At 72.8% G+C, this 22,816-nt stretch carries 17 protein-coding genes and 2 pseudogenes; 11 read left to right on the top strand and 8 right to left on the bottom strand.

Translation table 11 applies throughout. From position 1 onward, the window contains the following. Positions 1-15: 15 nt before the first annotated feature. From FF36_RS14495 to FF36_RS31550, 4 genes are all read right to left on the bottom strand, one after another. The gene (locus FF36_RS14495) at positions 16-645 is read right to left on the bottom strand and encodes a methyltransferase domain-containing protein (RefSeq protein ID WP_052681123.1); all 630 of its coding nucleotides are present in this window, start codon (positions 643-645) and stop codon (positions 16-18) included. A 145-nt stretch (positions 646-790) separates the two neighbouring features. Further along, complete coding sequence (locus tag FF36_RS31555; RefSeq protein ID WP_052681122.1) at positions 791-1,840, bottom strand: excalibur calcium-binding domain-containing protein; 1,050 nt, start codon at positions 1,838-1,840, stop codon at positions 791-793. Positions 1,841-2,058: 218 nt separating this feature from the next. Then, complete coding sequence (locus tag FF36_RS14485; RefSeq protein WP_044885596.1) at positions 2,059-3,195, bottom strand: ABC transporter substrate-binding protein; 1,137 nt, start codon at positions 3,193-3,195, stop codon at positions 2,059-2,061. A gap of 485 nt (positions 3,196-3,680) precedes the next feature. After that, entirely contained in the window at positions 3,681-4,271 is a 591-nt protein-coding gene (locus FF36_RS31550; protein WP_052681121.1) for a metallophosphoesterase family protein, read from the bottom strand. 519 nt (positions 4,272-4,790) lie between these two features. Here FF36_RS31550 and FF36_RS14475 point away from each other — a divergent pair. The 3 genes and pseudogenes from FF36_RS14475 to FF36_RS14465 form a co-directional block, all read left to right on the top strand. Beyond that, positions 4,791-5,482 (top strand): annotated as a pseudogene (locus FF36_RS14475) (TetR family transcriptional regulator); the annotation flags it as partial. Positions 5,483-5,835: 353 nt separating this feature from the next. Then, entirely contained in the window at positions 5,836-7,995 is a 2,160-nt protein-coding gene (locus tag FF36_RS14470; RefSeq protein WP_044885565.1) for an acyl-CoA dehydrogenase family protein, read from the top strand. Positions 7,996-8,133: 138 nt separating this feature from the next. Continuing rightward, positions 8,134-9,237, top strand: a complete 1,104-nt coding sequence (locus FF36_RS14465; RefSeq protein ID WP_044885564.1) for an MBL fold metallo-hydrolase — start codon at positions 8,134-8,136, stop codon at positions 9,235-9,237. Positions 9,238-9,269: 32 nt separating this feature from the next. Here the strand turns inward: FF36_RS14465 and FF36_RS14460 are convergent, their stop codons facing one another. Next, a complete protein-coding gene (locus FF36_RS14460; RefSeq protein ID WP_044885563.1) occupies positions 9,270-10,037 on the bottom strand; it encodes an SDR family NAD(P)-dependent oxidoreductase in 768 nt (255 codons plus the stop codon). 205 nt (positions 10,038-10,242) lie between these two features. Here FF36_RS14460 and FF36_RS14455 point away from each other — a divergent pair, with 205 nt between their 5' ends. The 3 genes and pseudogenes from FF36_RS14455 to FF36_RS39980 all read left to right on the top strand — a co-directional run. Then, on the top strand, positions 10,243-11,415 hold the full coding sequence (locus FF36_RS14455; RefSeq protein WP_044885562.1) for a thiolase family protein: 1,173 nt from the start codon (positions 10,243-10,245) through the stop codon (positions 11,413-11,415). 240 nt (positions 11,416-11,655) lie between these two features. Beyond that, positions 11,656-12,533, top strand: a pseudogene (locus FF36_RS14450) (aldo/keto reductase); the annotation flags it as partial. Position 12,534: 1 nt separating this feature from the next. Then, positions 12,535-12,627: hypothetical protein (locus FF36_RS39980; RefSeq protein WP_277912934.1), on the top strand; the 93-nt coding region annotated here is incomplete at its 5' end. Between the two features lie 432 nt (positions 12,628-13,059). Here the strand turns inward: FF36_RS39980 and FF36_RS14445 are convergent. Then, positions 13,060-14,043: an SDR family NAD(P)-dependent oxidoreductase gene (locus FF36_RS14445; RefSeq protein WP_044885560.1), complete on the bottom strand. Its 984-nt coding sequence runs from the start codon at positions 14,041-14,043 to the stop codon at positions 13,060-13,062. 164 nt (positions 14,044-14,207) lie between these two features. Here FF36_RS14445 and FF36_RS14440 point away from each other — a divergent pair, with 164 nt between their 5' ends. The 3 genes from FF36_RS14440 to FF36_RS14430 all read left to right on the top strand — a co-directional run bounded on the left by FF36_RS14440 (position 14,208) and on the right by FF36_RS14430 (position 17,175). Beyond that, entirely contained in the window at positions 14,208-15,017 is an 810-nt protein-coding gene (locus tag FF36_RS14440; protein ID WP_242422506.1) for a PaaX family transcriptional regulator, read from the top strand. 176 nt (positions 15,018-15,193) lie between these two features. Next, positions 15,194-16,240 (top strand): LLM class F420-dependent oxidoreductase, encoded by a 1,047-nt coding sequence (locus FF36_RS14435; protein ID WP_044885559.1) that lies wholly within the window; start codon positions 15,194-15,196, stop codon positions 16,238-16,240. 98 nt (positions 16,241-16,338) lie between these two features. Further along, the gene (locus FF36_RS14430) at positions 16,339-17,175 is read left to right on the top strand and encodes an enoyl-CoA hydratase/isomerase family protein (RefSeq protein ID WP_044885558.1); all 837 of its coding nucleotides are present in this window, start codon (positions 16,339-16,341) and stop codon (positions 17,173-17,175) included. A gap of 31 nt (positions 17,176-17,206) precedes the next feature. Here the strand turns inward: FF36_RS14430 and FF36_RS14425 are convergent, their stop codons facing one another. Both FF36_RS14425 and FF36_RS14420 read right to left on the bottom strand, forming a co-directional pair. Continuing rightward, positions 17,207-18,163 carry an FkbM family methyltransferase gene (locus tag FF36_RS14425; protein WP_044885557.1) on the bottom strand — a complete coding sequence of 319 codons (957 nt, stop codon included), beginning with the start codon at positions 18,161-18,163 and terminating at the stop codon, positions 17,207-17,209. Between the two features lie 349 nt (positions 18,164-18,512). After that, positions 18,513-19,442 carry an LLM class F420-dependent oxidoreductase gene (locus tag FF36_RS14420; protein ID WP_044885556.1) on the bottom strand — a complete coding sequence of 310 codons (930 nt, stop codon included), beginning with the start codon at positions 19,440-19,442 and terminating at the stop codon, positions 18,513-18,515. A 307-nt stretch (positions 19,443-19,749) separates the two neighbouring features. On the opposite strand from FF36_RS14420, the gene FF36_RS14415 reads away from it, so the two are divergent. Both FF36_RS14415 and FF36_RS14410 read left to right on the top strand, forming a co-directional pair. Continuing rightward, positions 19,750-20,856, top strand: a complete 1,107-nt coding sequence (locus FF36_RS14415; protein ID WP_242422505.1) for a S1C family serine protease — start codon at positions 19,750-19,752, stop codon at positions 20,854-20,856. 147 nt (positions 20,857-21,003) lie between these two features. Next, entirely contained in the window at positions 21,004-22,710 is a 1,707-nt protein-coding gene (locus FF36_RS14410) for a metallophosphoesterase (RefSeq protein ID WP_044885555.1), read from the top strand. Positions 22,711-22,816 lie beyond the last annotated feature (106 nt).

Here is a 22,816-nt window from a genome sequence, read left to right as displayed (position 1 = left end):
CGGCATCGACCCCACCTAACCCCCATGACCCGAAAACAAGATCACAGGGGCCGGTCGGCGCAGCAGAATCCGAAGTGCGAAACACGGGGCTAGCGACGATACGACCCTCGTGTGGGCCTGGACCGACTCGTGGCGCAGCGGCCCGCGTCGGACGAGGCCGGACAGGCGCCGGCCCAACTGGGCGTCGGTCGCCTGCATGTAGAGGTACGGGACGGGCAGGTCGGCGTAGGTGCGCAGAACCCGGCGGGACAGCTCGCGGTCCGACGCGGTGACCACGATCGTCTCGAAATCGGTGTGTGCCAGCACGGCCACCCCGGTCGGCCGCAGGATTCGCGCCATCTCGACGAGCGCCGCGGACGGGTCGACCAGGCATTCCAGCGTGTTGGTCGAGATGACGACGTCGACCTGGCGATCCGCGATTGGTAAGGGCCCGGCGAGGTCGGCGCGGATCGCGGTGAGATTCGGGACGGTCGCCATCGCCGACGCCAGCTTCTCCCCGTCCAGATCGATGGCGATCAGCCGCGCCCGCGGGGCCATCCCGCCGATCGCGGCAAGGGTCCGACCCGACCCCGCACCGGCATCGACGACGATCGATCCTGGAGCGGGCGACGCCAACTGCGCGATCTGCTCATGGACCACGATCATCACCGGTTCCCGACTGGCCCGGGCTCCCCGCTGAACGGGACGTCCGATCCTCCGACACGCGGTGCCCCATCGTAAGGGCGGCGTGCCGCTCTGTCAGCGCACATCGTGCATTGTTCGTCGCTGGATGCGCGTCGCCGGCAGACTGTCAGCTCACGGGCACCGGGGCGGTCGTGGGGACGGGTGCCGGGGCGGTCGTGGGGGCAGGTGCCGGGGCGGGCGATGGGGGCTGGGAGGCCGACTCGGTGGCCGGCGACGCCTGGTTCGCGAGAGAGACCGGGCTCGGAGCCGTGCTGGGTGGCGGTGGGACGGAGGCGGCGGGAGTGGGTGTGGTGACCGGGGTCGTGGGGGGCGCCGCCGGCGGTTGCTGCACCGTCGACGTCGACCCCGCCGTCGACCTCGTCGACGTCGACGGCGGGGTCTGGCAGGCGATGCCGTCGCGGTCCGCGTCGAGGGCGGCCCGGTAGCCGGGGTCGCCGCGATGCAGGTTGGTGACGCCGGCGTTGCGGGCCGCCGTGCAGTTCGCGTAGTAGGTCGATCCCGACCCGGTGACCGGCGCCGGGTCGCTTGAGGCCGCCGGTACCGACGAGGCCGACGTCAACGTCGTCGTCGACGACGTGGCTTCGCAGGCGATGCCGTCGTCGTCCGCGTCGAGGCCGGCCCGGTAGCCGGGGGCGCCGCGGTACAGGGGAGTGACGCCGGCGTCCTGGGCCGCCGTGCAGTTGTCGTAGTAGACCGACCCGGACGCCTGCGTCGGGCCGTCCGCCGCCGCGGGAGCCAGCGCATCCTCGCCGAAAGTCCCGCTGCCGGCCGTGCCGGCGCCGTGCGTGCCGCTGCTGGTCGTTGCGTCAAGCACGAAGCCGGAGCCGGTGCCGGACGCCTCTGCGAGAGCGGCCGAGTACGGCAGTCCCGGCCGCGCGCCGCCGGGCGATGGCGAGCCGGCGGGCGACGGCGACCCCGATGCCGACCCCGGTCCCGAGGCCGATCCCGACAGGGCGGACGGGGGCGTTGCCGCCGCCGCGGGCGGCGGCGTCGAGTCCGCGGCCCGGGAGGAGGCGTCGGCCAGGCCCGCGGGCTTCGACGAGCCGCCGAAGCTCCCGACCACGATGACGATGGCTACGACGGCGCCGAGCACGCCGAGTGCGATCTTGCCGCCGCGTCCCGCCAGAAAGTCGACCGCTGCCCGACGATCCGCCATGTCTGCTCCCCCGAAGTCGCTGGGGCGAGACCCTAACGGAAGGTCACGAACCGGTCGAAACGGGGCCTGACCCGGGCGGTTCGCCGTCGGCGGCGGGGGAGAGGCTCCCGGCCGGCCCGGGTGGGGGCCGGCCGGGACTGATAGTCAGGGCGCCGAAACGTCAGGGCGTCGAAAGGTCGGGGCGCCGAAACGTCAGGGTGCCAGGGTGTCGGGACGGGTCAGGGGGTCGTCGGGTGGAGGATGCCGGTCACCTCGGCGTCGGTCAGGTCGTAGGAGTAGAAGGTCTTGTAGAAGTCCTTGATCTCCTGCTCGATGCTGACGTCGGCGAACTGCGCGGGATGCAGGGTCTTGGCGACGAAGATCGGCTGCAGGGCCTCCTCGGCGCTGCGGGCGGCCCAGACGAACACGCCCCGCGGGTTGACGATCAGATGCTTGTCGCGCACCGCGGCCACCGACGACCAGCGCGGGTCCGCCTGGATCTTCGTGCAGGACGAGGCGTCACGGCAGAAGACGTACTCCGGGTCCCACTGGACGATCGACTCGACCGAGACGTCCTTCATCGTGCCCTGGACGCCGTTCGCGGTGGCGACGTTCGTCCCCCCGGCGAGCGTCGACCAGTTGTCGATGATCGAGCCGCCGCCCTCGGTGTTCAGCGGGTTGTTGGCGGTGTAGTAGAGCTTCGGCCGGTCGGTCGCCGGCAGGCCCGCGAGGCCCTTGTTGATCTGGGCGACGTTGCCGTCGACGTATTCGACGTACTGCTGGGCCCGCTTGGGAGCGTCGCCGCCGAGCACGTCGGCGAGGAACGTGACGCCGTCGTTGAGCTTTTTGTAGTTCGGGAACGAGGCGATCTGGACCACGGGCACACCGAGATCGGTGATCTTCTTCACGAGCGCCGCGTTGCCGGAGGTCAGCACCACCAGGTCCGGCTTCTGGGCGAGCAGGGTCTCGGTGTTGACGGTGGTGGTGTCGGCGCCGAACACCGCCTTCTTCTGCGCGAGCGGCGGGTAGATCTTCTTGAACAGCGGCAGGGTCGTGAGGTTGCTCAGCGGCACGCCGGCGACCCGCTCGATCCCGCCGAGCATGAAGATGATCTGGGTGACCGCCGGGTAGTTGGTGACGATCCGCTCCGGGTGCGTCGGCACGGTGACGTGCCGCCCGCCCATGTCGACGACCTCGTGGGTCGTCGGCGCGGCCGACGCGGTGGGCTTGGCGGCCGCGCCCGACGAGCCGGCGGAGTCGCTGCCGCAGGCGGTGAGCGTGACCAGGGCGATCAGGGCCGCGATCAGGGCCGCGAGCAGGGCGGCGAACGGGCGTCTGGGTGACGGGTGTGTTGCTGGCAGGTCTGTTGCTGACATGTGTTCGGTGGTCCCCATAACAGTTGTCCGACAGGGAGGGCGCAGATGGGCGCCGGGCACCCGGTGCTCTGGCCGTGCGGGGATCCGCGACCGCGGTCTGCGTGGCGGCGGGGTGCGGCTGTCCCGGTGACCGCAGCCCGCGCGCCGCACCCGGAGCTCGGCCGGCGGGCTCACCCCGGGGCGGCGACGGCGCAGGGGCCGGGTCCTGGCCTCGGACCGCCCGGACGCCGTCGGCCCGGGCCCGGCGCGTGACCGCGCGCCAACCCGGGCCGCCCGAAAGGGGCGAGCAAAACCTCGTGCACGGGAAGTGACCGACTTCCGTGCGTGAGCATGACGTGCTCCGTTGCACCGAGCTCCGCGGATGCGGACTCAGGCGTGAAGATATGCTGCTTCCTCGGTATCTGTCCCTAGTTTGGCCAAGATATACGGCACACTGAGGGGCCCCGACGGGGGCGGGGGGCGGCGAGCCTCGTCACTCTCCGAGACTAGGCGGTCGGCTTGGGGCGGCGGACGAGCGTGACCTCGTCGGTGCTGGCGTCGAGCAGGGCGTAGGTCATGAGGTCGAAGCCGCCGGGATCCTGGGAGAACGCCAGGGAGCCGGGATTGATCACGAGGGTCTTCCCGACGCGCTGGATGTGCGGCAGGTGCGTGTGGCCCATGACGAGGATGTCCACGCCGAGGTCGCCGCAGCGGGAGAAGTCCGGGTCGGCCGGATGGAGATAGCGGTCGTAGGGCGGCCACGGGCAGCCGTGGATCATGCGCAGCGCGCGGCCGTCGACGACGGTGTCGATGGTGGTCGGGATGGCGGCGACGAAGTCGCGGTTCGCGGCGCGGACGTGCGGCGCCTCCCGGGCCCGCTGACCGGTCGGGCCCATCAGGCGCCACTCGTGGTTGCCGGAGATGTAGCGCATCCCGAACGCCCGGATGACCTCGGTGACGTCGTTGGCGAAGCGGTACTCGAAGTGCGCGTCGCCGGCCAGGAGAATCTCCTCGGCGCCCGCGTCGACCATCTCCCGCGCGGCGGTCTCGAGCAGCGCCGCCTCGCAGTGCACGTCGGACACGATCCCGAGCTTCATCGCCGTCTCCTCCCAGCCTCGATCACAGGGACCGGCCGTCCGCCGATTCCGGCCGCGATCCGCGGCATGGGCGCGATAACGTCGGCCGTGTCCGATCCATCCCGCGCAAAAGGGTATACCCATAGGGCTTTGGGGTTTCGGAGTTGGAACGCGCGAGCCACGGCCGCCGTTCATCGGACGGCATTGGCGCACGCCGGTCCGGCGGGACCTGGTGGGAGTTGTGCTGACGGGATCCGGGGGGAGTTGTGCGGAGGATCCCGCCCGTCCCCCTCGCCCGCTCTGCGGCGGTCGTCGAGCATGGAGGCCACTGTCGGATCCTCGTCGCCGCCGGGCGTGTGGCGGCCGGGAAGTCCCGGCGAGGCGGCCGCGCGACGGCTCCGTGAGACGGGCCGCGACCTGCGGACAATCCCTGCATCCGCAGGGTGCGGCGCACGTCTCAAACCCATCCGGAGAACCATCCGGTAGGATACTCGGGGTGGTCCTGGCGGGCGGGGCCGCGCCTGACGATGCGGAGGCAGCGTGCCCCCCACAGCGAACACGAACGCCAAGCGGTCCCGGTCGCGGCGTGCTCGGGGTTCGATCAACGCCGCGGGGATTCTTTCGGGGGCCTTCGAATTCTGCCGGGACACGCCTGTCGACCAGCTCAGCATGCCGCGGCTCGCGGCATTCCTCGACGTCGGCGTCACCAGCATCTACTGGTACTACAAGAGCAAGCGTGACCTTCTCGACGCGATGACCGAGGAGGCGCTCGCCGCCTTTTACGAGAGCATGCCACCGCTGCGCGCCGGCGGCTGGGAGGACATGCTCCGCGGGTTCTTCGACGACTGCTACACCGCGCTCGCCGCCGACGACCTGACCTGCGATCTGATTGCCCGGCGCATCGGCGGCGCCACCCGCCAGGCGGCGGTCACGACGTGGCCACGGGCCGCGGAGCTGCTCGACGGGCTGCGCGAGGCAGGCTTCCCCCCGTCGCTGGCCTGGCACGCCTTCGTCACGCTGGCCGCCTACACCCGCGGATTCCTCCTCACCGAGCAGCCGGCCGAGGCTCCGCCCGGCTCCGGTCGGCGCCCGGCCGTCGCCGCAGCCGCGGCGGCACCGACGCCGGCAACGCCGGCAACGCAGGTAACGGCGACGCCGGCAACGGCGGCGGTGACACAGACAGCGGCGTTGGCGTCAGAGCTGGAACCGTCGCGGCCGATCGCCGGGCCGCCNGAGGAGTTCGCGTTCGGCATCACCAACATCATTCTTGGTCTGCGGAGCCTGCTGCCCCAGGAGGCGCACGACCGCGAGGTCGCCTGACCCTGACCCGAGCCACGCCGGGCTGGTCATCGGCCGGTATCGATCGACGCACGGCCTGGCTCACGGTTAGCGTGCCTGGTGTCGTTCCGGGTGCCCGCATCCGGCCGCCCAGGTCGAGTCGACTCCCTGCGGATGGTCGGTGCGTCGGGATCCGTGGACGGAGCCTGCTTGAAAGGCTTACGGTTAGGTTTACAAATCATGGTCGGCGGGACGGCCGCGCGCCGCTCGGCGGTGCGGTGACGAAAGCCCGCTGGAGGGAGACACGATGGCCCTGGCGATCAGCGACGACCACAAGGCCCTCGCCGAGGTGGTCCGCACCTTCGCCGACGCGAACGACCTGCGCGCGGCGGCCCGGCGGGCGCTCGACGGCGGTCCCGGCGCCGTCGGCCCGCAGTGGAAGCAGATCGCCGACCTCGGCTGGCTTGGCCTGCACCTGCCCGAGGAGCACGGCGGCTCCGGTTTCGGTCTGGCGGAGCTCGCGATCGTCGCCGAGGGTCTCGGCGGTCGGGCCGCCGCCGGCCCGCTGCTGCCGACGGTCGTCGCCTCCGCCGTCGTGGCCGCCGTCGGCTCGCCGCAGCAGCAGGCGGAGCTGCTCCCCGGGCTCGCCGACGGTTCGGTCATCGCCTCGTTCTCCTCGGTCGGCGCCGTCACCGCGGACCCCGCGGGCGCGCTGCACGGCGAGGCGCCCGCGGCGCTCGGCGCGGTGTGGGCCGGCCTCCACTTCGTGCCGGTGGGCGACGACCTCGCGGTGGTCGCCGCCGATGCCGAGGGTCTGACGCTGCGCCCGACCAACGCGCTCGACCCGTCGCTCGGGCTCGCCGGCCTCGGCCTGTCCGCCGTCGCGGTGCACCCCGCCGGCCTGCTGCGCGGTGGCCGGGCCGCGGCCGTGCGCATCCTGCGGGTCGTCGCCGCCGCCGAGGCGGTCGGCGGCGCCCGGGCCACCCTGGACATGGCGCTGGCCTACGCCAAGGTCCGCGAGCAGTTCGGCCGCATCATCGGCGGGTTCCAGGCCGTCAAGCACCACCTGGCGAACATGCTCGTCGACACCGAGCTCGCCACCGCCGCCACCTGGGACGCCGCCCGGGTCGCGGCCGGCGGCGCGGAGGCCGAGCTCGCCGCGGCCGTCGCCGCCGCGGTGGCGCTGTCGTCCTACCAGCACAACGCCCGGATGAACATCCAGATCCACGGCGGCATCGGCTTCACCTGGGAGCACGACGCCCACCTGTACCTGCGCCGCGCGGCGACGCTGGCCGCGCTCGCCGGCCCGGTCGAGGGCGCCGAGGACGACGTCTACGCGCTCATCCGCGACGGCGCCCGGCGCGCGTTGGCCGTCGAGCTGCCGCCCGAGGCCGAGCAGTACCGGCGCGAGGCCCGGGAGTTCGTGGAGCGCTACCACGCCGCCGCCGAGGGCGAGCGCCGCGAGCTGCTCGTCGAGAGCGGCTACCTGGTGCCGCACTGGAAGAAGCCGTGGGGTCGCGAGGCGAGCGCCGCCGAGCAGCTCGTCATCGAGGAGGAGTTCACCGGCGTCGAGGTGCCGAACCTCGGCATCGGCGGCTGGGTGCTGCTCACGCTGACCCAGCAGGGCTCGCCCGAGCAGATCGAGCGCTGGGTGCTGCCGAGCCTGCGCGGTGAGCTGCGCTGGTGCCAGTTGTTCAGCGAGCCGAACGCCGGCTCCGACGCCGCGGCCGTGCAGGCCCGCGCCGAGCGGGTCGAGGGCGGCTGGAAGATCAACGGGCAGAAGGTCTGGACGTCGGACGCGCAGAACTGCAACCGCGGCCTGGCCACCGTCCGCACGGACCCGACGGCGCCCAAGCACAAGGGCATCACGGCGGTGGCGATCGACCTGACCGCGCCCGGCGTCGAGGTCCGGCCGCTGCGCGAGATCACCGGCGACGCGTTGTTCAACGAGGTCTTCTTCGACGACGTCTTCGTCCCCGATGCCGACGTCGTCGGGGAGATCAACGCCGGCTGGATCGTGGCCCGCGCGACGCTGGGCAACGAGCGGGTGACGATCGGCGCCGGCAGCGGCGCGGACGAGGGCCGCACCGCCGTCGGCCTCGTCGACCTGCACGCCCGCTACGCCGCCGGGGACGTCGAGCTCGCCCGCCGCGTCGGCCGGCTCGTCGCCGTCGAGGTCGCCATGGGGCTGATCAACCTGCGCCAGGTCGAGCGTGCGGTCGCCGGCAGCGAGCCGTCGCCCGAGGGCAACGTCAGCAAGCTGCTGTCCGCCGAGCACGCCCAGCACGTCACCGAGCTCGGCATGACCATCGCCGGCGCCACCGGGGTGACCGGCGACGAGGCCGACCTCGCCTACCGCTACCTGTTCGCCCGGGCGCTCACCATCGCCGGCGGCACCTCCGAGGTCGGCCGCAACGTCATCGCCGAGCGGATCCTGGGCCTGCCCCGGGAACCCAACATGCGCTGAGGCAGGCTCATCTTTTCCCGCCACCGCCGCGGTGCCGCCCGTGCGCCGCGGCCGGCGGCGCGTCGGGGCCGGCTCGGCACATGGCCGGCTCGGTACATGGCCGGCCCCGACGGCATCCCAGCGCTAGGAGGCGCCAGCGTGACGGTCGACGACAAGATCATCGTCACCGGGCAGGTTCAGCAGCAGGCCTGGCGGGACCGGGTCCTGCCGCCGGTGGAGCAGGTCCGCCCGGGCCTGTGGTCGGTGCCGACCCCGTTCCCGCAGAGCCCGCTGCGCTACGTGCTGGCCTACCTGCTGGAGACCCCGCGCGGGCCCGTCCTCGTCGACACCGGGTGGCCCAGCGAGGACGCCTGGGACGGCCTCGTCGCGGGCGTGCGCGCCACCGGCCACGAGATCGGCGACGTCAGCGCGGTCCTGATCACCCACGGCCACGCCGACCACTTCGGCCTCGCCCGGCGGATCCGGCGGGAGTCCGGCGCCCCCGTCATGATTCACGAACTGGAGGTGGCGGCCTCCCACCAGTTCGCCAGCATCGCCGAGTTCCGCGCCGCCGACCGGATCTGGTTGCGCCGCCGTGGCATGCCCGCCGCGGAGATCGGCGCGCTGTTCCCCGACGGCGACGAGCCGCCCGAGTGGCGCGATCCGCCCGACGTGCTGCTCCAGGACGGTGACCGCCCGCTCGGCGACGCCGTCGCGGTGCGGGCGCTGTGGACCCCCGGGCACACCCCCGGCCACCTGTGCTTCGTCCACGAGGAGTACAACGTGCTGCTGACCGGGGATCATGTACTGCCGCGGATCAGCCCGAACATCAGCCCGTCGCCGCGGGTGCGCGCGGACACCCTCGGGGAGTACCTGGGCTCGCTCGCGGCGATCGAGGACATGCCGGTCGACGAGGTGCTGCCCGCCCACGAGTACCGCTTCCGCGGCCTCGGCGCCCGGGTGCGCCAGCTTCAGGAGCATCACCGGGCGCGGCTGCGCGAGGTGGTCGAAGCGGTGATCGAGCTCGACGGGCCGACGACGATGGCGGTCGCCGAGCGGCTGACCTGGTCGCGGCCGTGGAGCGAGTCGCAGGGGATCGTGCGCCGCTCGGCGGTCGGCGAGACCTACGCCCACCTGCTGCACCTCGAACGCCGCGGCCTGCTCACCGGCGGCGCGAGTGGCGAGGAGGCCGGCCCGGGCCAGGTCGATGCCTGGCGACCCGCGGCCGAGGCCGGCGTCCTCGTGGACGCGCTGTTGCGCTGACTGGTGTCAGACAGGGCAGTCAGCGCAAGGCGTCAGATGTTGAAGCGCTGCGCCCCGTCGATGCGGATGGTCTCGCCGTTGATGTAGTCGTTGTCAACGATCGACAGGGCGAGCTTGGCGTACTCGTCGGCGTGGCCCATCCGCTTGGGGTTGGGCACGCCGGGGCCCCACTTGGCCTGCGCCTCGGCCTCCTCCATCCGGTAGGCGGGGGTGAAGAAGGTGCCCGGGGCGATGCAGACGACCCGGATGCCCGTGGGGGCGAGGTCGCGGGCCGCGGTGAGGTTGAACCCGATGACGCCGCCCTTGGCCGCCGAGTAGTCGGTCTGGCCGACCTGGCCCTCGAACCCGGCGATGCTCGCCGTGGTGATGATGACGCCGCGCTGGTTGGAGTCCAGCGGCTCGTTCTGCGACATCGCCGCCGCGACCTTGCTGACCACCCGGAACGTCCCGACGAGGAAGATGTCGATCGTCCGCTGGAAGGTCTCCACCGGGTAGGCCTGGCCCGACCGGTTGACCAGGCGCTTGCCGGCCGCCGGGCCGCCGTGCACGACGACCGCCGCGCGCAGCGGGCCGAGCTCGACGGCGGCGGCGATCGCCGCCTCGACGGACTCGTCGCTGGTGACGTCGGTGGGAACGAAGACGGCCTGTTCGCCGAGTTCGTCGGCAAGGGTCTTGCCCTTGTCCGCCGCCAGGTCGGCGATGACGACCTTGGCGCCGGCCTGCACGAGCCGGCGCACGGTGGCCTCGCCGAAGCCTCCCGCTCCGCCTACGACCAGCGCGGACGCTCCTGTGAGATCCATGGTTCCTCCTTCGGGGCCGCCGGTGTCCCGCAGGGGTGGCCGGCGGGGGCGGTCGTCATCAGGGGCGTCCGGCCGCAAGGTGACGTTATCGTCAACTCACGGCTCCATCCCGCTGTATTACTGTCGGTATCTCGGTAATGCTTACCATAGTTCCTGTCCGGGGGCGTTCCGCTGGAAGCCCTCACCCTGTGAAAGGTGGACCGTCATGTCAGATCCCGTCATCGTCAGCGCGGCGCGCACGGCGATCGGCACGGCCTTCAAGGGCTCGCTGGTCAACACCACCGGCGAGGAGCTGGCGGAGGTGGTGCTGCGGGAGACGGTGCGCCGCTCGGGTCTCGACCCGGCCCGCATCGACGACGTCATCTTCGCCGAGTCGATGTACGGCGGCGGCGACCTCGCCCGCTACGCCGCGGTCGTCCTCGGCCTGACGAGCGTCCCCGGGCAGGCCGTGAACCGGCACTGTGCCGGCAGCCTCACCGCGATCGGCAACGGCTCCGCCGGCATCGTCAGCGGGATGGAGAAGATCGTCGTCGCCGGCGGCGTCCAGGCGACGTCCACGGGGCCGAAGCTGACCCGCCGCGTCCTCGGCACCGCCGACCAGTTCGAGGACTGGATCCCCGCGACCCACCCGGACTCTCCCGAGGCCCCGAACATGGACATGTCCATCTCGGTGGGCTGGAACACCGCGAAGGAGGCGGGGCTGACCCGGGAGGAGCTCGACGCCTGGGCGTTCCGCTCCCACCAGCGCGCCGTCGCCGCGATCGACGAGGGCCGCTTCGTCGACGAGATCGTGCCGATCAAGGTGCAGGCGCCGGACGGGTCGTTCCGCGAGTTCGCCGTCGACGAGCACCCGCGCCGCTCCAGCACGCTGGAGAAGCTGGCGTCGCTGAAGGTCCTGCACCCGGAGATCCCCGGCTTCAACATCACCGCGGGTAACTCCAGCGGCGTCAACGACGCGGCCGCCGCGGTCACCCTCGTCGGCGCCGACATCGCCGCCGCCGAGAGCCTGCCGACGCTGGCGAAGGTCCGCGCGTGGGCCGCCGCCGGCGTCGAACCGCGCCGGATGGGCTTCGGCGCCCTGGAGGCGATCTCCAAGGTGCTCGGCCGCGCCGGGCTGACCACCAAGGACGTCGCCCTCTGGGAGATCAACGAGGCGTTCGCGTCCGTGCCGGTGGCCGCGGTCAAGGAGTTCGGCCTCGACGAGGACACCGTCAACATCAGCGGCTCCGGCTGCAGCCTCGGTCACCCGGTGGCCGCCTCCGGCGCCCGCATGATCATCACGCTGCTGCACGACCTGCGCCGCCGCGGCGGTGGCATCGGCGTGGCCGCGATGTGCGCGGGCGGCGGCCAGGGCGGCGCGGTCCTCATCGAGGTCTGAGCCCGGCGAGGTTCGGGCCCGGCGAGGTCTGGGCCTGGCGAGGTTCGGGCTCGGCGAGGTTCGGGCCCGGTCCGGTCTGCCACCGGCAGGATGTAGACCGGCCGCCGGCACCCGGTCGCGTTCCCCGCGGACGCGACCGGGCGCCGGCGACGAGGCTGTACGCCGGCGAGGAGGCTGTACGCCGGCGACGAGGCCGGGTCGGCGACGGATGCTGGTCGGCGACGGCTGTTAGGAGGCACGGTGAAGTACACGAAGCTCGGCTCGACGGGGCTGGACGTGTCCCGCATCTGTCTGGGCTGCATGAGCTACGGCGAACCGGGCCGGGGCGCCCACCCGTGGTCGCTGGACGAGGACGCCGCCCGGCCGTTCTTCCGCCGGGCGATCGAGGCCGGCGTCAACTTCTTCGACACGGCGAACGTCTACTCGGCCGGCAGCAGCGAGGAGATCACCGGGCGGGCGCTGGCCGAGTACGCCAACCGGGACGAGATCGTGCTGGCCACCAAGGTCCACGGGCCGATGCGGCGCGGTCCGAACGGCCGCGGACTGTCCCGCAAGGCGATCATGAGCGAGATCGACGCGAGCCTGACGCGGCTCGGCACCGACTACGTCGACCTCTACCAGATCCACCGCTGGGATCCGCGCACCCCGATCGAGGAGACGCTGGAGGCCCTGCACGACGTGGTGAAGGCCGGCAAGGCCCGCTACATCGGCGCCTCGTCCATGTACGGCTGGCAGTTCGCCAAAGCGCTGTTCGTCGCCGACGCCCACGGCTGGACCCGGTTCGCGACCATGCAGAACCACTACAACCTGATCTACCGGGAGGAAGAGCGGGAGATGCTCCCGCTGTGCGCCGACCAGGGCGTCGGCGTCATCCCGTGGAGCCCGCTGGCCCGCGGCCGCCTGACCCGCGACTGGGACGCGACGACCGCGCGCACCGAGACCGACGAGTTCGGCCGCACGCTCTACGTCGAGGGCGACCGGGCCGTCGTCGACGAGGTGGCGCGCATCGCGGCCGACCGCGGCGTGCCCCGCGCCCAGGTGGCGCTCGCCTGGCTGCTCGGCCGCCCCCAGGTCGCCGCGCCGATCATCGGGGCGACGAAGCTGTCCCACCTCGACGANGCCGTCGCCGCCGTGGAGCTGGAGCTCACCGAGGACGAGCGGGCCCAGCTCGAGAAGCCCTACACCCCCCACCCCATCGCCGGCTTCAACTAGACCGGTAGGTCTCAGCTACGCCGTGGTTGGCGGGCCGCGGCACGCGGCGGGGATCGCGGAGCGTGGCGGCGGTGGTGGAGTGGTCGGGGTGGGTGCGTGGGAGAGCGACCAGCGTGGTTCTTCTGGTGGGTTCGGCGTCCGGTTTGTCCATACCCAACGACCACGTGGCGCTGTTCCCACGCACACCCCCGCTCCCGACCCCCTCGCCGGCCACGGAACGTCACCATCGACCTGACCCGACCCGGGCCGAACCGGATGCCCGGCGGCGCTCGCGTGAGGACCGCGGCGGGTGTTCCGCGGAACACCTTGATCACCGATCTCGTGGCCGAGACCGACGCCAAGATCGGACGCGGACGCGGTTCCGCGGAACACCATGATCGCCGAGGTTGGGTGCGCGTCGTTGCCAGCGGATTCGGGCCGCCACCCGCCTGGCTAGGTGGGGCGCAGCCAGCCGCGGCGGCCCAGGTCGGGGTGCAGCATGTCGTCGCTCCACAGCAGCTGGCCGTTGGTCGTCGCCGGGTCGGCGAGCGCGACCAGGACGGTGGCCTCGGCGAAGTCCTCGGGGCTGGCCCAGTCGGACTCCCCGGCGGCGGCGACCAGGTTGCCGGGGGTGATGACGGGCTCCGACGGCGAGAGGACGTTCACCGCGATCCCGTAGGCCTGCGCCTCGATCGCGACGGCCTGGGCCAGGTGGTGCAGCGCCGCCTTGTTGCCGCCGTAGGCGATCGGGCCGGGCGTGCCGGGAGCGGCGTAGGGCCCCTCGCCGGGGATGAACCCGGCCACCGAGCTGATGTTCACGATCGATCCCCGACCCAGGTCGATCATGTCGGGGAGCACGAGCTGCATGAGCCGGTAGGAGGCGAACAGCCCGATCTCGAAATGCATCCGCAGGCCCTTGAGCGGGAAGTTCAGGAACGACGCCCAGTTCGGCATCCGCCCCGGCGCTCCGGACGGTGCCGGCGACCCGCCGGGCCCTGCCGGAGCGGCGTCGCGCGGCGCGTCCGTGGTGGTCGGCGCGCCGGATGCGGCGGCGGCGCCTGGGGAGGCCTTGCCTGGGGAGGCCTTGGCCTCGGGCTGCGCGGGTGGGCGGCCCGGGACGGTCAGGGCGGCGTTGTTCACCAGCAGGTCGACGGGGCCGAGGCGGGCACGGGTCACCTCGACGATGCGTTCGACGTCGGCGGGCCGGGACAGGTCGGCCGGGACGGCCAGCGCCCGACCGCCCTCCTGGACGATCTCCTCGACGACCTCGTGCACGGTGCCGGGCAGACGCGCGTCCCACTGCGCCTCGGTGCGCGCGACCACGGCGACCGCGGCGCCCTCGCGGGCGAAGGCCAGCGCGATGGCCCGGCCCAGGCCGCGGCTGGCCCCGGTGACGATCGCGGTACGGCCGGCGAGCCGGCCGGTGCCGGCGCTCACCTCGCCCCCTCGGACGGATGGCGAGACTCCTGGCCTCGTCGGGTGTGACGTCGAATACGGTCCATGTCCGGGTTCTAGGCGCGCCTGCGCCCACGCGTCAATCGATCCGCCACCGCGGCGGGCGTTCGTACACTGCGGTGATGGCGGCCGGTGAGTTTCCGGGCGTGTCGGCGCAGAGCTGGGTGCCGCTGCTGATCGGCACCGCGCTGCCGGCGCGCCCGTTCGCGTCCGGTGCGGGTCTCGTCGACCTGCTTGCCACCGCGGGTTACGCGGCGGGGGCGACCCGGGTGGGGTTGTCGCGGCTGTGCGCGGACGGCTCGCTCGAACGCCGCCGCGACGGCCGCCAGACCAGCTACCGTCTCGGCCGGCAGATGGCCGAGACGGTCACCTCGGTCGGCGGCCGGGTGGAGAGTTTCGGCCGGTCGGTGGGCTGGGACGGCTCGTGGACGATCGTGCTCGCCTCGGTGCCCGACGAGCTGCGCTCGACCCGGCGGCGGATGAAGAGCGCGCTTGCCTACCTCGGCTTCGGCCGGCTGCGGGAGACGACCTGGGTCGCCGCGCGGGCCTGCGAGGACGAGGTCAAGGACCTGGTCGAGTCGCTTGACCTGGCCGGACTGGTCGACGTCTTCGTCGGCCGCCCCTCGGCGCTCGCCGACGTCGACGCGATCCTGCACCGCTGCTGGGATCTCGGCTCGCTCACCCAGCGTTACAGTGCGTTCGTCGCCCGCTTCGCGCCGCTGCGCGCCGCCGGCTCCCGCGACGCCCTGACTCCGCCGGAGGCGCTGCTGTGGTGGATGCGGCTCACCCATGACTACCGCGAACTCGTCTACCGGGACCCGGAGCTGCCACCCGAGTTCCTGCCGGCCGAGGCCCGCGCCCTGCGCGAGCAGGTCGTCGACACCTACGCGACCGCCCACGGCGGCCTCGACGGGCGCGCGACCGCGCAGGTCCGCCACGCGCTTGGCATCGCATGACCGCCGCCGAGACGTGTCCGCCGCCGAGACGTGTCCGCCGCCGCGAGGTGCCCGCCGCCGCGAGGTCCGGCGACAGATAACAACTGATGGCCGCAGCGGACCAGTTCTGTTAGCTTCTCGGTCGACGGACGGCTGCGGCCGGGTGGCCGCCGGGCGCGCCCCGCGGAAGGACACGCATGAAGATCGACGGAGCTCTGGGCACGCTGGAACAGGCGACGCGCAATGCCCGTGCGGCGCAGGAGGCCGGCTACGACGGTGTGTGGGCGTCCGAGGTCAACCAGGATCCGTTCCTGCCGCTGACGCTCGCCGCCGACGCCACGTCGACCATCGAGCTGGGCACGTCGATCGCGGTGGCGCTCTCCCGCTCGCCGATGTCGCTGGCCTACACCACGCATGACCTGCAGCGGTTCTCCGGCGGCCGGTTCGTGCTGGGGCTGGGGTCGCAGGTCAAGGCGCACATCACCCGGCGGTTCTCGATGCCGTGGGGCCGCCCCGGGCCGCAGATGCGCGAGTTCATCCTGGCGATGCGGGCCGCGTGGACGAGCTGGGCGGACGGAACGCCGCTGTCGTTCGAGGGCGAGTACTACCGGCACACCCTGATGCCGCCGACGTTCGTCCCGGCGCCGCACGCCTACGGGCCGCCGCGGGTGCTGCTGGCCGGCGTCGGCGACGTGATGACCCGGGTCGCCGGCGAGGTCGCCGACGGTTTCCTCTGCCACGGTTTCACCACCGCGCGCTGGATCCGCGAGCACACCCTGCCGGCGCTGGCCGAGGGCCGGCGCCGCGCCGGGCTCGACCTGACCGGCTTCGACGTCGTCGCCGGCGCCTTCCTCGCCACCGGAACCGAGCAGGAGATCGTCGAGGGCCTGGCGACGATCCGCGGGCAGATCTCCTTCTACGGCTCGACGCCCGCCTACCGCCCGGTGCTGGACCTGCACGGCTGGGGTGATCTCGGGGCCGAGCTCACGGTGCTGTCGAAGCAGAACCGGTGGGCGGAGATGGCCATTCTGATCGACGACGACGTCGTCGAGGCGTTCGCCGTCGTCGCCCCGCCCGCCGAGGTCCCCGCCCGCATCGCCGAGCGCTTCGCGGGCCTGGCGACGCGGCTGTCGTTCACCCCGCCGCCGTCGTTCGGTGCCGACGAGGTCCGCGAGCTGGTCGGTGCGCTGCGCGCCGTGCCCGCCCTCGGCGCCGACCCGGCGATCAGCGGCGTGGCGCTCTGAGGTCGTTCGCGGCCTGGTCGGACGGCGGGAGCAGGCGGATGAGGGCGGGAGTCGGCGGATGAGGGCGGGAGTCGGCGGATGAGAGCGGGAGGCAGCCGATGACGGCGACGGATGGCGCGGCCGGGGCGGATCTGGTGCAGCGGGAGGTCGTCGAGGACGGCGTGCAGCTCCTGCGGCTCAACCGGCCGGCGCGGCTCAACGCCATCACCCCGGCGCTCGTCGACGCGCTGCACCGCCGCCTCGACGAGGTCGACGCGGACCGGTCCTGCCGGGTGGTGATCCTGACCGGCGCGGGCCGCGGCTTCTGCGCCGGCGCGGACCTGCGCGGCGGGGATCCGGACCTCCCGGAGCCGTTCGAGCCGCGGCCCGGCCCCGTCGGCACCTTCCAGATCCAGGAGCAGTACTCGCGGACGACAAGCCGGCTGCGGGCGCTGTCCAAACCGGTGATCGCGGCGGTCAACGGGCCGGCGACCGGCGGCGGTCTGGCGTTCACGCTCGGCTGCGACGTCCGCCTCGCCGCCGCGTCGGCGCGCTTCTCCGCGGCGTTCGCCCGCGTCGGGCTGTCCGGCTGCGACATGGGCACCGGCTGGCTGCTCAACCGGGTCGTCGGCGTCGGACGGGCGCACGAGCTGCTGCTCACCGGCCGGATCATCGACGCCGAGGAGGCGCTGCGCATCGGCCTCGTCGTCGACGTCGTGCCCGACGAGGCGTTGCTGGAGCGCGCGCTGCAGACCGCGCGGCTCATCCGCGCCAACTCGCCGTTCGGCGTCTACATGACCAAGCAGGTGATGTGGTCGACGCTGGAGATCCCCGGCCTGGACGCGGCGATCAACCTGGAGAACCGCACCCAGGTCCTCGCCTCCACCACCGCGGACAACCCGGAGGCGGTGGCCGCTTTCCTCGAACGGCGCGAGCCTCGCTGGACCGACTCCTGACCGTCCGCCGCGTGTCGTCCGCCGCGTGTCGTCAGGCGTGCAGCAGCGCCTCGTCCGCGGTGGAGAAGTAGTTCGCCACGTAGGGACGGATGGGTTCCGCGGCGAGGCGCTTGTCCTCGACGGCCGGGTCGATCGGGCCGACGAGGGTGTCGCTCGCCTCGTCGTGGCGGAAGGTCCGGTAGCCGTGGCGGTCGAGCGCGTCGAAGACCTCCGACGGGGTGCCGCCCTCCCCGACGAGCGGGTCCTCGCTGATCTCGAAGCACACGACGCCGATGCGCCGCTGCGCCAGCAGCCCGGCCGCACCGGCGAAGACCTGGCGCTCGAAGCCCTCGACGTCGACCTTGCACAGCGCCACCCGCTCGATCCCCTCCCGCTCGGCGAACCCGTCGAGGGTCACCGCCGGGACCTCGACCACCTCACTCGGCCGGATCGCCCTGCCGTCGTAGGTGAACATCGGGTGGCTGCCGAGCGAGTTCCACCCGGACGCGGGGTCGGGGAACACGTTCATCGTCGCCGTGCCCGGGGTGTCGGTGACGGCGGCGCGCACGACCGTGACGTCCGCGGACCGGTTGAGCGCGAGGGTCTGGACGAGCCGGTCGGCGGTCGCGGGCACCGCCTCGAAGGCGTACACCCGGCCGCTCGCGCCGGTGTGCCGCCGGGCGTGCACGCTGTAGACGCCGATGTTGGCGCCCACGTCGAACACCACGTCGCCGGCGCCGAGCAGCCGGTCCATCAGGGCGAACGCCGGCCGGTCCCCCGGGCGGCGCATGAGCGAGCGCAGGTGGGCCCGTTCGTCGGCGGGGACCAGCAGGGTGATGCCGTACTCGTCCTCGACGACGACCGCCCCGCGCCGCGCCGCCTCCAGGGAGACCCGGGCCTGCCATAACGCGTCCTTCGCCGCGACGACGCCGCCCCGCAGCCGCTTGTTCTGCCGCAGCGTCGCCTTGGCCCTCCCGGCAATGCGGTTCGCCAGCTCTGTGCCCGACACTGTCCACCCCCGTACATCGGCGCCACCCATGCGAATCGCTGCCACCCACGCGAATCGCTGCCACCCACGTGAATCGGCGTCACCCACGCGAATCGACAAAAGCCCGTCGCGGTCACGTGGACGGGCGACGGAATCAAGGACACGGGCAGACTAGGGCGGACGGGCCGATACGTCCCGCGTTATCGCAACTGTGATTCAGATCACAGGCATTCCGGAGAGCTCATTCCGGTGAATGGTCTGGCTTGCTGTTGTGCAAAATTCGACCGTTGCGAGAGAGAGCAGAAATGCCCCGGCATCGGCGATGGGCCCGGGTCGGGGGAGCGCTGTGGTCAGCGGGGCAACGTCGTGGTCAGCGGGGGAGTCCGGCGGCGGCGAGGACGTGCTCGGCGTAGCCGTCGACGGCGCGCTCGGCGCCGTCGGTGTCGTCGAGGTGGAAGGTCGCCGTGAAGTGGCTGGCACCGAGGTCGGCGAGCTCGACGAGGTGGTCGAGGTGCGCGCGGTGGTCGAGCTCGTCGCGGCCCGCGGCGGAGCTGTCGCTGGTGGTCGCCCACAGGCCGACCTCGGCCGGGTCCCGCCCGGCGACGACCGTGTCGGCGCGCAGCGTCCGCGCGGCCCGGCGCAGGTCATCGACGGTCGGGATCGACACCGACCGGATCGTGCGGGCGCCGAGATCGTCGATGGACAGTGGGGCCCACCCCTGCCCCCAGGCGGCCGCCCGGCGTCGGGCACGGGCGCTGTTGCCGGCGATCCACAGCGGCGGGTGCGGCAACTGCACGGGGGCGGGTGCGAGAACCTGGTCGAGGCCGTCGAAGTGCCGGCCCCGCGCCGAGACGCTGCCCGCCGTCCACGCCCCGCGCAGCACGGCGAGCGCCTCGTCGAACAGCTCGTTGCGCTCGTCGAAGTCCGCGCCGAGGGCCAGGAACTCCGAGCGCAGGTAGCCGACGGCGACCCCGAGGTCGAGCCGGCCGTCGGACAGGGCGTCGGTGGTCGCCACCGACTTGGCCAGCGCGAACGGGTTGCGGTGCGGGACGACGACGGCGAACGTCATCAGCCGCACCCGTTCGGTGACGGCGGCCAGGTAGGCCATCAGCCCGAACGGCTCGTAGGCGTCGTGGCCGCCGGCCTCGTACCACTTGCGGGAGGGGGCGAGGTGATCATTGACGGCGATGGCGTCGTAGCCCGCATCCTCGATGCGCCGCGCGATCCGCGCGAGCCGGCGGGCCGAGAAGGCCCCGGGCCGGCATCCCGCGTCGAGCACTAACTCCGCGACGTACTTCATGGCGCTGACCTCCGCTGGCGGTCGCCGGTCCCCCCGCCCGGCGCGGGGGCTCCAGCGCGACCCGTCGCCGGCCCCGCGCCGCCGCGCCGCCGCGCGCCCGTCGGATGCCGAGCCCCGGACGTTCGACGTGTTGACGTGTTGACGTGTTGACGTCACGAGCCTTCATGGCTCGTGGAATGTGGTCAAGTACATACCGATCTGCGTGCCGACCTGCGGCGGAGATCCCCTCTCCGCCGCAGGATCTGCGGGGACGTGAGCTGGGTACAGCGTTGTTGTGTATCGGGTCGTGCGCAGAGCGTGGTCGCGGGTGGGGGCCGTGATCGTGGTGCTCGTCGCCCTCATCGCCTTCGTTGGGCACGGCGGGCGGTCCAGCGTGCCGCCGGCCAGGGGCCAGCCGCCGGCCGCCACGGGGGCGCTGTCCGTGGTGCCGGACGTCGTGGCCGACGTCGAGCCCTCCGTCGTCACCGTCCTGGTGGGCGATGGGCTGGGCAGCGGGATCGTCTACCGCTCCGACGGCGTGATCGTCACCAACCAGCACGTCGTGGCCTCGGCCGCCGGCGGAGCGGTCGAGGTCGCGTTCGCGGACGGGCGCCGCGTGCCGGGCCGGGTGCAGGCCGCGGACGCCGTCAGCGATCTCGCCGTGGTGAAGGTCGAGCGCACCGGGCTGCCGGCGGCGAAGTTCCGCGAGCAGCAGCCCCGGCTCGGTGAGCTCGCGATCGCCATCGGCAGCCCGCTCGGCCTGGAGAACAGCGTCACCGCCGGGATCATCTCGGGTGTCAACCGCACTCTCCCCGGCGTCGACGGTTCAGGGGGCCAGGGGGGCCAGGGGGGATCCGGCGGCCAGGGCGGGTCCGGCGGCCAGGGCGGGTCCGGCGGCCAGAGCGGGTCCGGCGAGCAGGGCGCGGCGGCCGGCCCGCGGGTCGACCTCATCCAGACCGACGCGGCGATCTCGCCGGGGAACTCCGGCGGCCCGCTGCTGGACGCCGAGGGACGGGTCGTCGGCGTCACCGAGGCGTATGTGCCGCCGCAGAGCGGCGCGGTCTCGCTCGGGTTCGCGATCCCGTCGGCGACCGTCGTCGACGCCGTCGACCAGCTCCTGCGCACCGGTACCGTGCGGCACGCGTTCATCGGGATCCAGTCCGTCACGCTCACCCCGCAGATCGCCGACCAGCTCGGCCTTTCCGTCCGCAGCGGTGCGCTGGTGATCGGGGTGGTCGACGGCGGTCCCGCGGCCCGGGCCGGCATCCAGCCCGGTGACGTCATCCGTTCGTTCGACGGCCGGGCGGTCACCTCCGTCGAGGACTTCTCGGCCGAGCTGCGCAGCGTCGATCCGGGGCAGACGGTCACCCTGACCGTCAATCGCGACGGCAAGAACGTGAAGCTCAGGGCAACCGTCACCGACCGTCCGACGTGATGTGCCCATCGACGACCGCCGGACCGGGAACCGTGTACCCGTGCGTTGCCGGCCTGCGATAACGCCTCGACGTGTTTACGCATATTTCGACCGGCGGCCACCTTGCCGTTGGGGCGCTTCGCAGGTGGCGGGCCTACGTTCAGCGCCATGCCAGTGAGTCCTCCCAACGAAGTGGTCGCTTCCGGCGTTCCGGCGAACATCGCCCAGGACATGACCATCGCGGAGCAGCACGAGTGGCTCCAGACCTTTCTGCGCCGCCGGCCGGTGAGCCGCCGCGGCATGCTGCTCGGCGGATTGGCCGGCGCGGGCGCCGCGACGCTGGGCACCACCCCGTTCGGCCGGGCCGCCTACGCCGCCACCGCGGCGGACAGCCCGCTGCTGATCGGCGGGCGGCACACCGCGTTCGGCGTGGACCCGGCGCGTCAGCTCCGCCTGGCCGCGCAGCTGACGCGCAACCCCGGCCGCGGCCGGATCCTCGTCGACATCGGCCCGACCCCCCACCTCGGCGGCACGGTGGAGGCCGAGGTCCGGCCGCTGCTGTCCCAGGTGCCGCAGGTCGACGGGTCGATCCTGAGCGTCGAGCAGTTCTACGTGCACGCGGCGTTCGACCGCCTCGCCCCGGGCCGGGAGTACTACTACCGGTTCCGCATTCCCGGCGGCGCGACGACCCCCGTGCAGGCGGTGCGCACCGGGCACGCGAAGGGCCGCCACGGCGGGCCGTTCCGGTTCACGATGATGGGCGACCACGGGTCGAACACCACCCCGCCGGGTGACCCGAAGGGCGTCTTCGACGACGACTACTACAAGCCGGACAACGAGCCGACCGTCGCGCACGCCTCCGCCATCACCGCGGCGATCGCCCGCCAGGACCCGGCGTTCCACCTGCTCGCCGGCGACATCTGCTACGCCGACCCGTCCGGCGCGGGCAAGCCGCCGAAGCGGACCACCACCGGCCAGCCGCCGGCGGGCTTCGACAACTACGACCCGACGGTCTGGGACGTCTACCTGGCCGACATCGAGGTCTCCAGCGCCCGCAGCCCGTGGATGTTCGCCACCGGCAACCACGACATGGAGGCGCTGTACTCGCCGCACGGCTACGGCGGCCACGCCGCCCGCCTGGACCTGCCCGGCGACGGGCCCAAGGGCTGCCCGAGCGTGTACTCGTTCGTCTACGGCAACGTCGCGGTGCTCTCGCTGGACGCCAACGACGTCAGCTTCGAGATCAAGACGAACACCGGCTACTCCGGCGGCGCGCAGACGTCCTGGGTGGAGCGGACGCTCCAGGGCTACCGCAACGACCCCGACATCGACTTCATCGTCTGCTTCTTCCACCACTGCGCCTACTCGACGACGTCGCAGCACGCCAGCGACGGCGGGGTCCGCGGCGCGTGGGCGCCCCTGTTCGACAAGTACCAGGTCGACCTGGTGCTCCAGGGGCACAACCACCTCTTCGAGCGTTCCGACCCGATCCGCGGCAACGCCCCGACCCGCGAGGCGCCCGACGGGTCGACCGTCGAGCCGGCCAAGGACGGCACTATCTACATCACCGCGGGCAGCGCCGGCCGTCCGCGCTACCAGTTCCAGACCGGTGAGGTGGAGAACTACCGCGGCAAGCCGGCCCCGGCGGGATCGAACATCGTGCCGAACAGCTACGTCTGGTCGCCCGACGGCACGAAGACCCCCGAGGCCATCTCCTGGTCGCGGACCCGTTTCGACAACTACGCGTTCGTCGCCGTCGACTCGGCGCCGGGGCTGCCCGGCGGCGCGTCCACGCTGACCGTGTGCGGCGTCGACGAGCATGGCACCGAGTTCGACCGCGTCGTCCTGAAGCGCCCCGTCCCCCGTCACCGCTGACGGCGGCGGATGCACGGCGTGCGGCGGGTGGACCTGGCACCCTCCCGCCGCACGCCCGATTCCGGACCGCGAGGCGTCGCGGGTGGACGCCGGTGAGACCCTGTTC

Origin of the sequence: Frankia torreyi (genome assembly GCF_000948395.1) — a bacterium.
Classification (GTDB): Bacteria; Actinomycetota; Actinomycetes; order Frankiales; family Frankiaceae; genus Frankia; species Frankia torreyi.
This window is presented reverse-complemented; position numbering and strand designations above follow the sequence as displayed.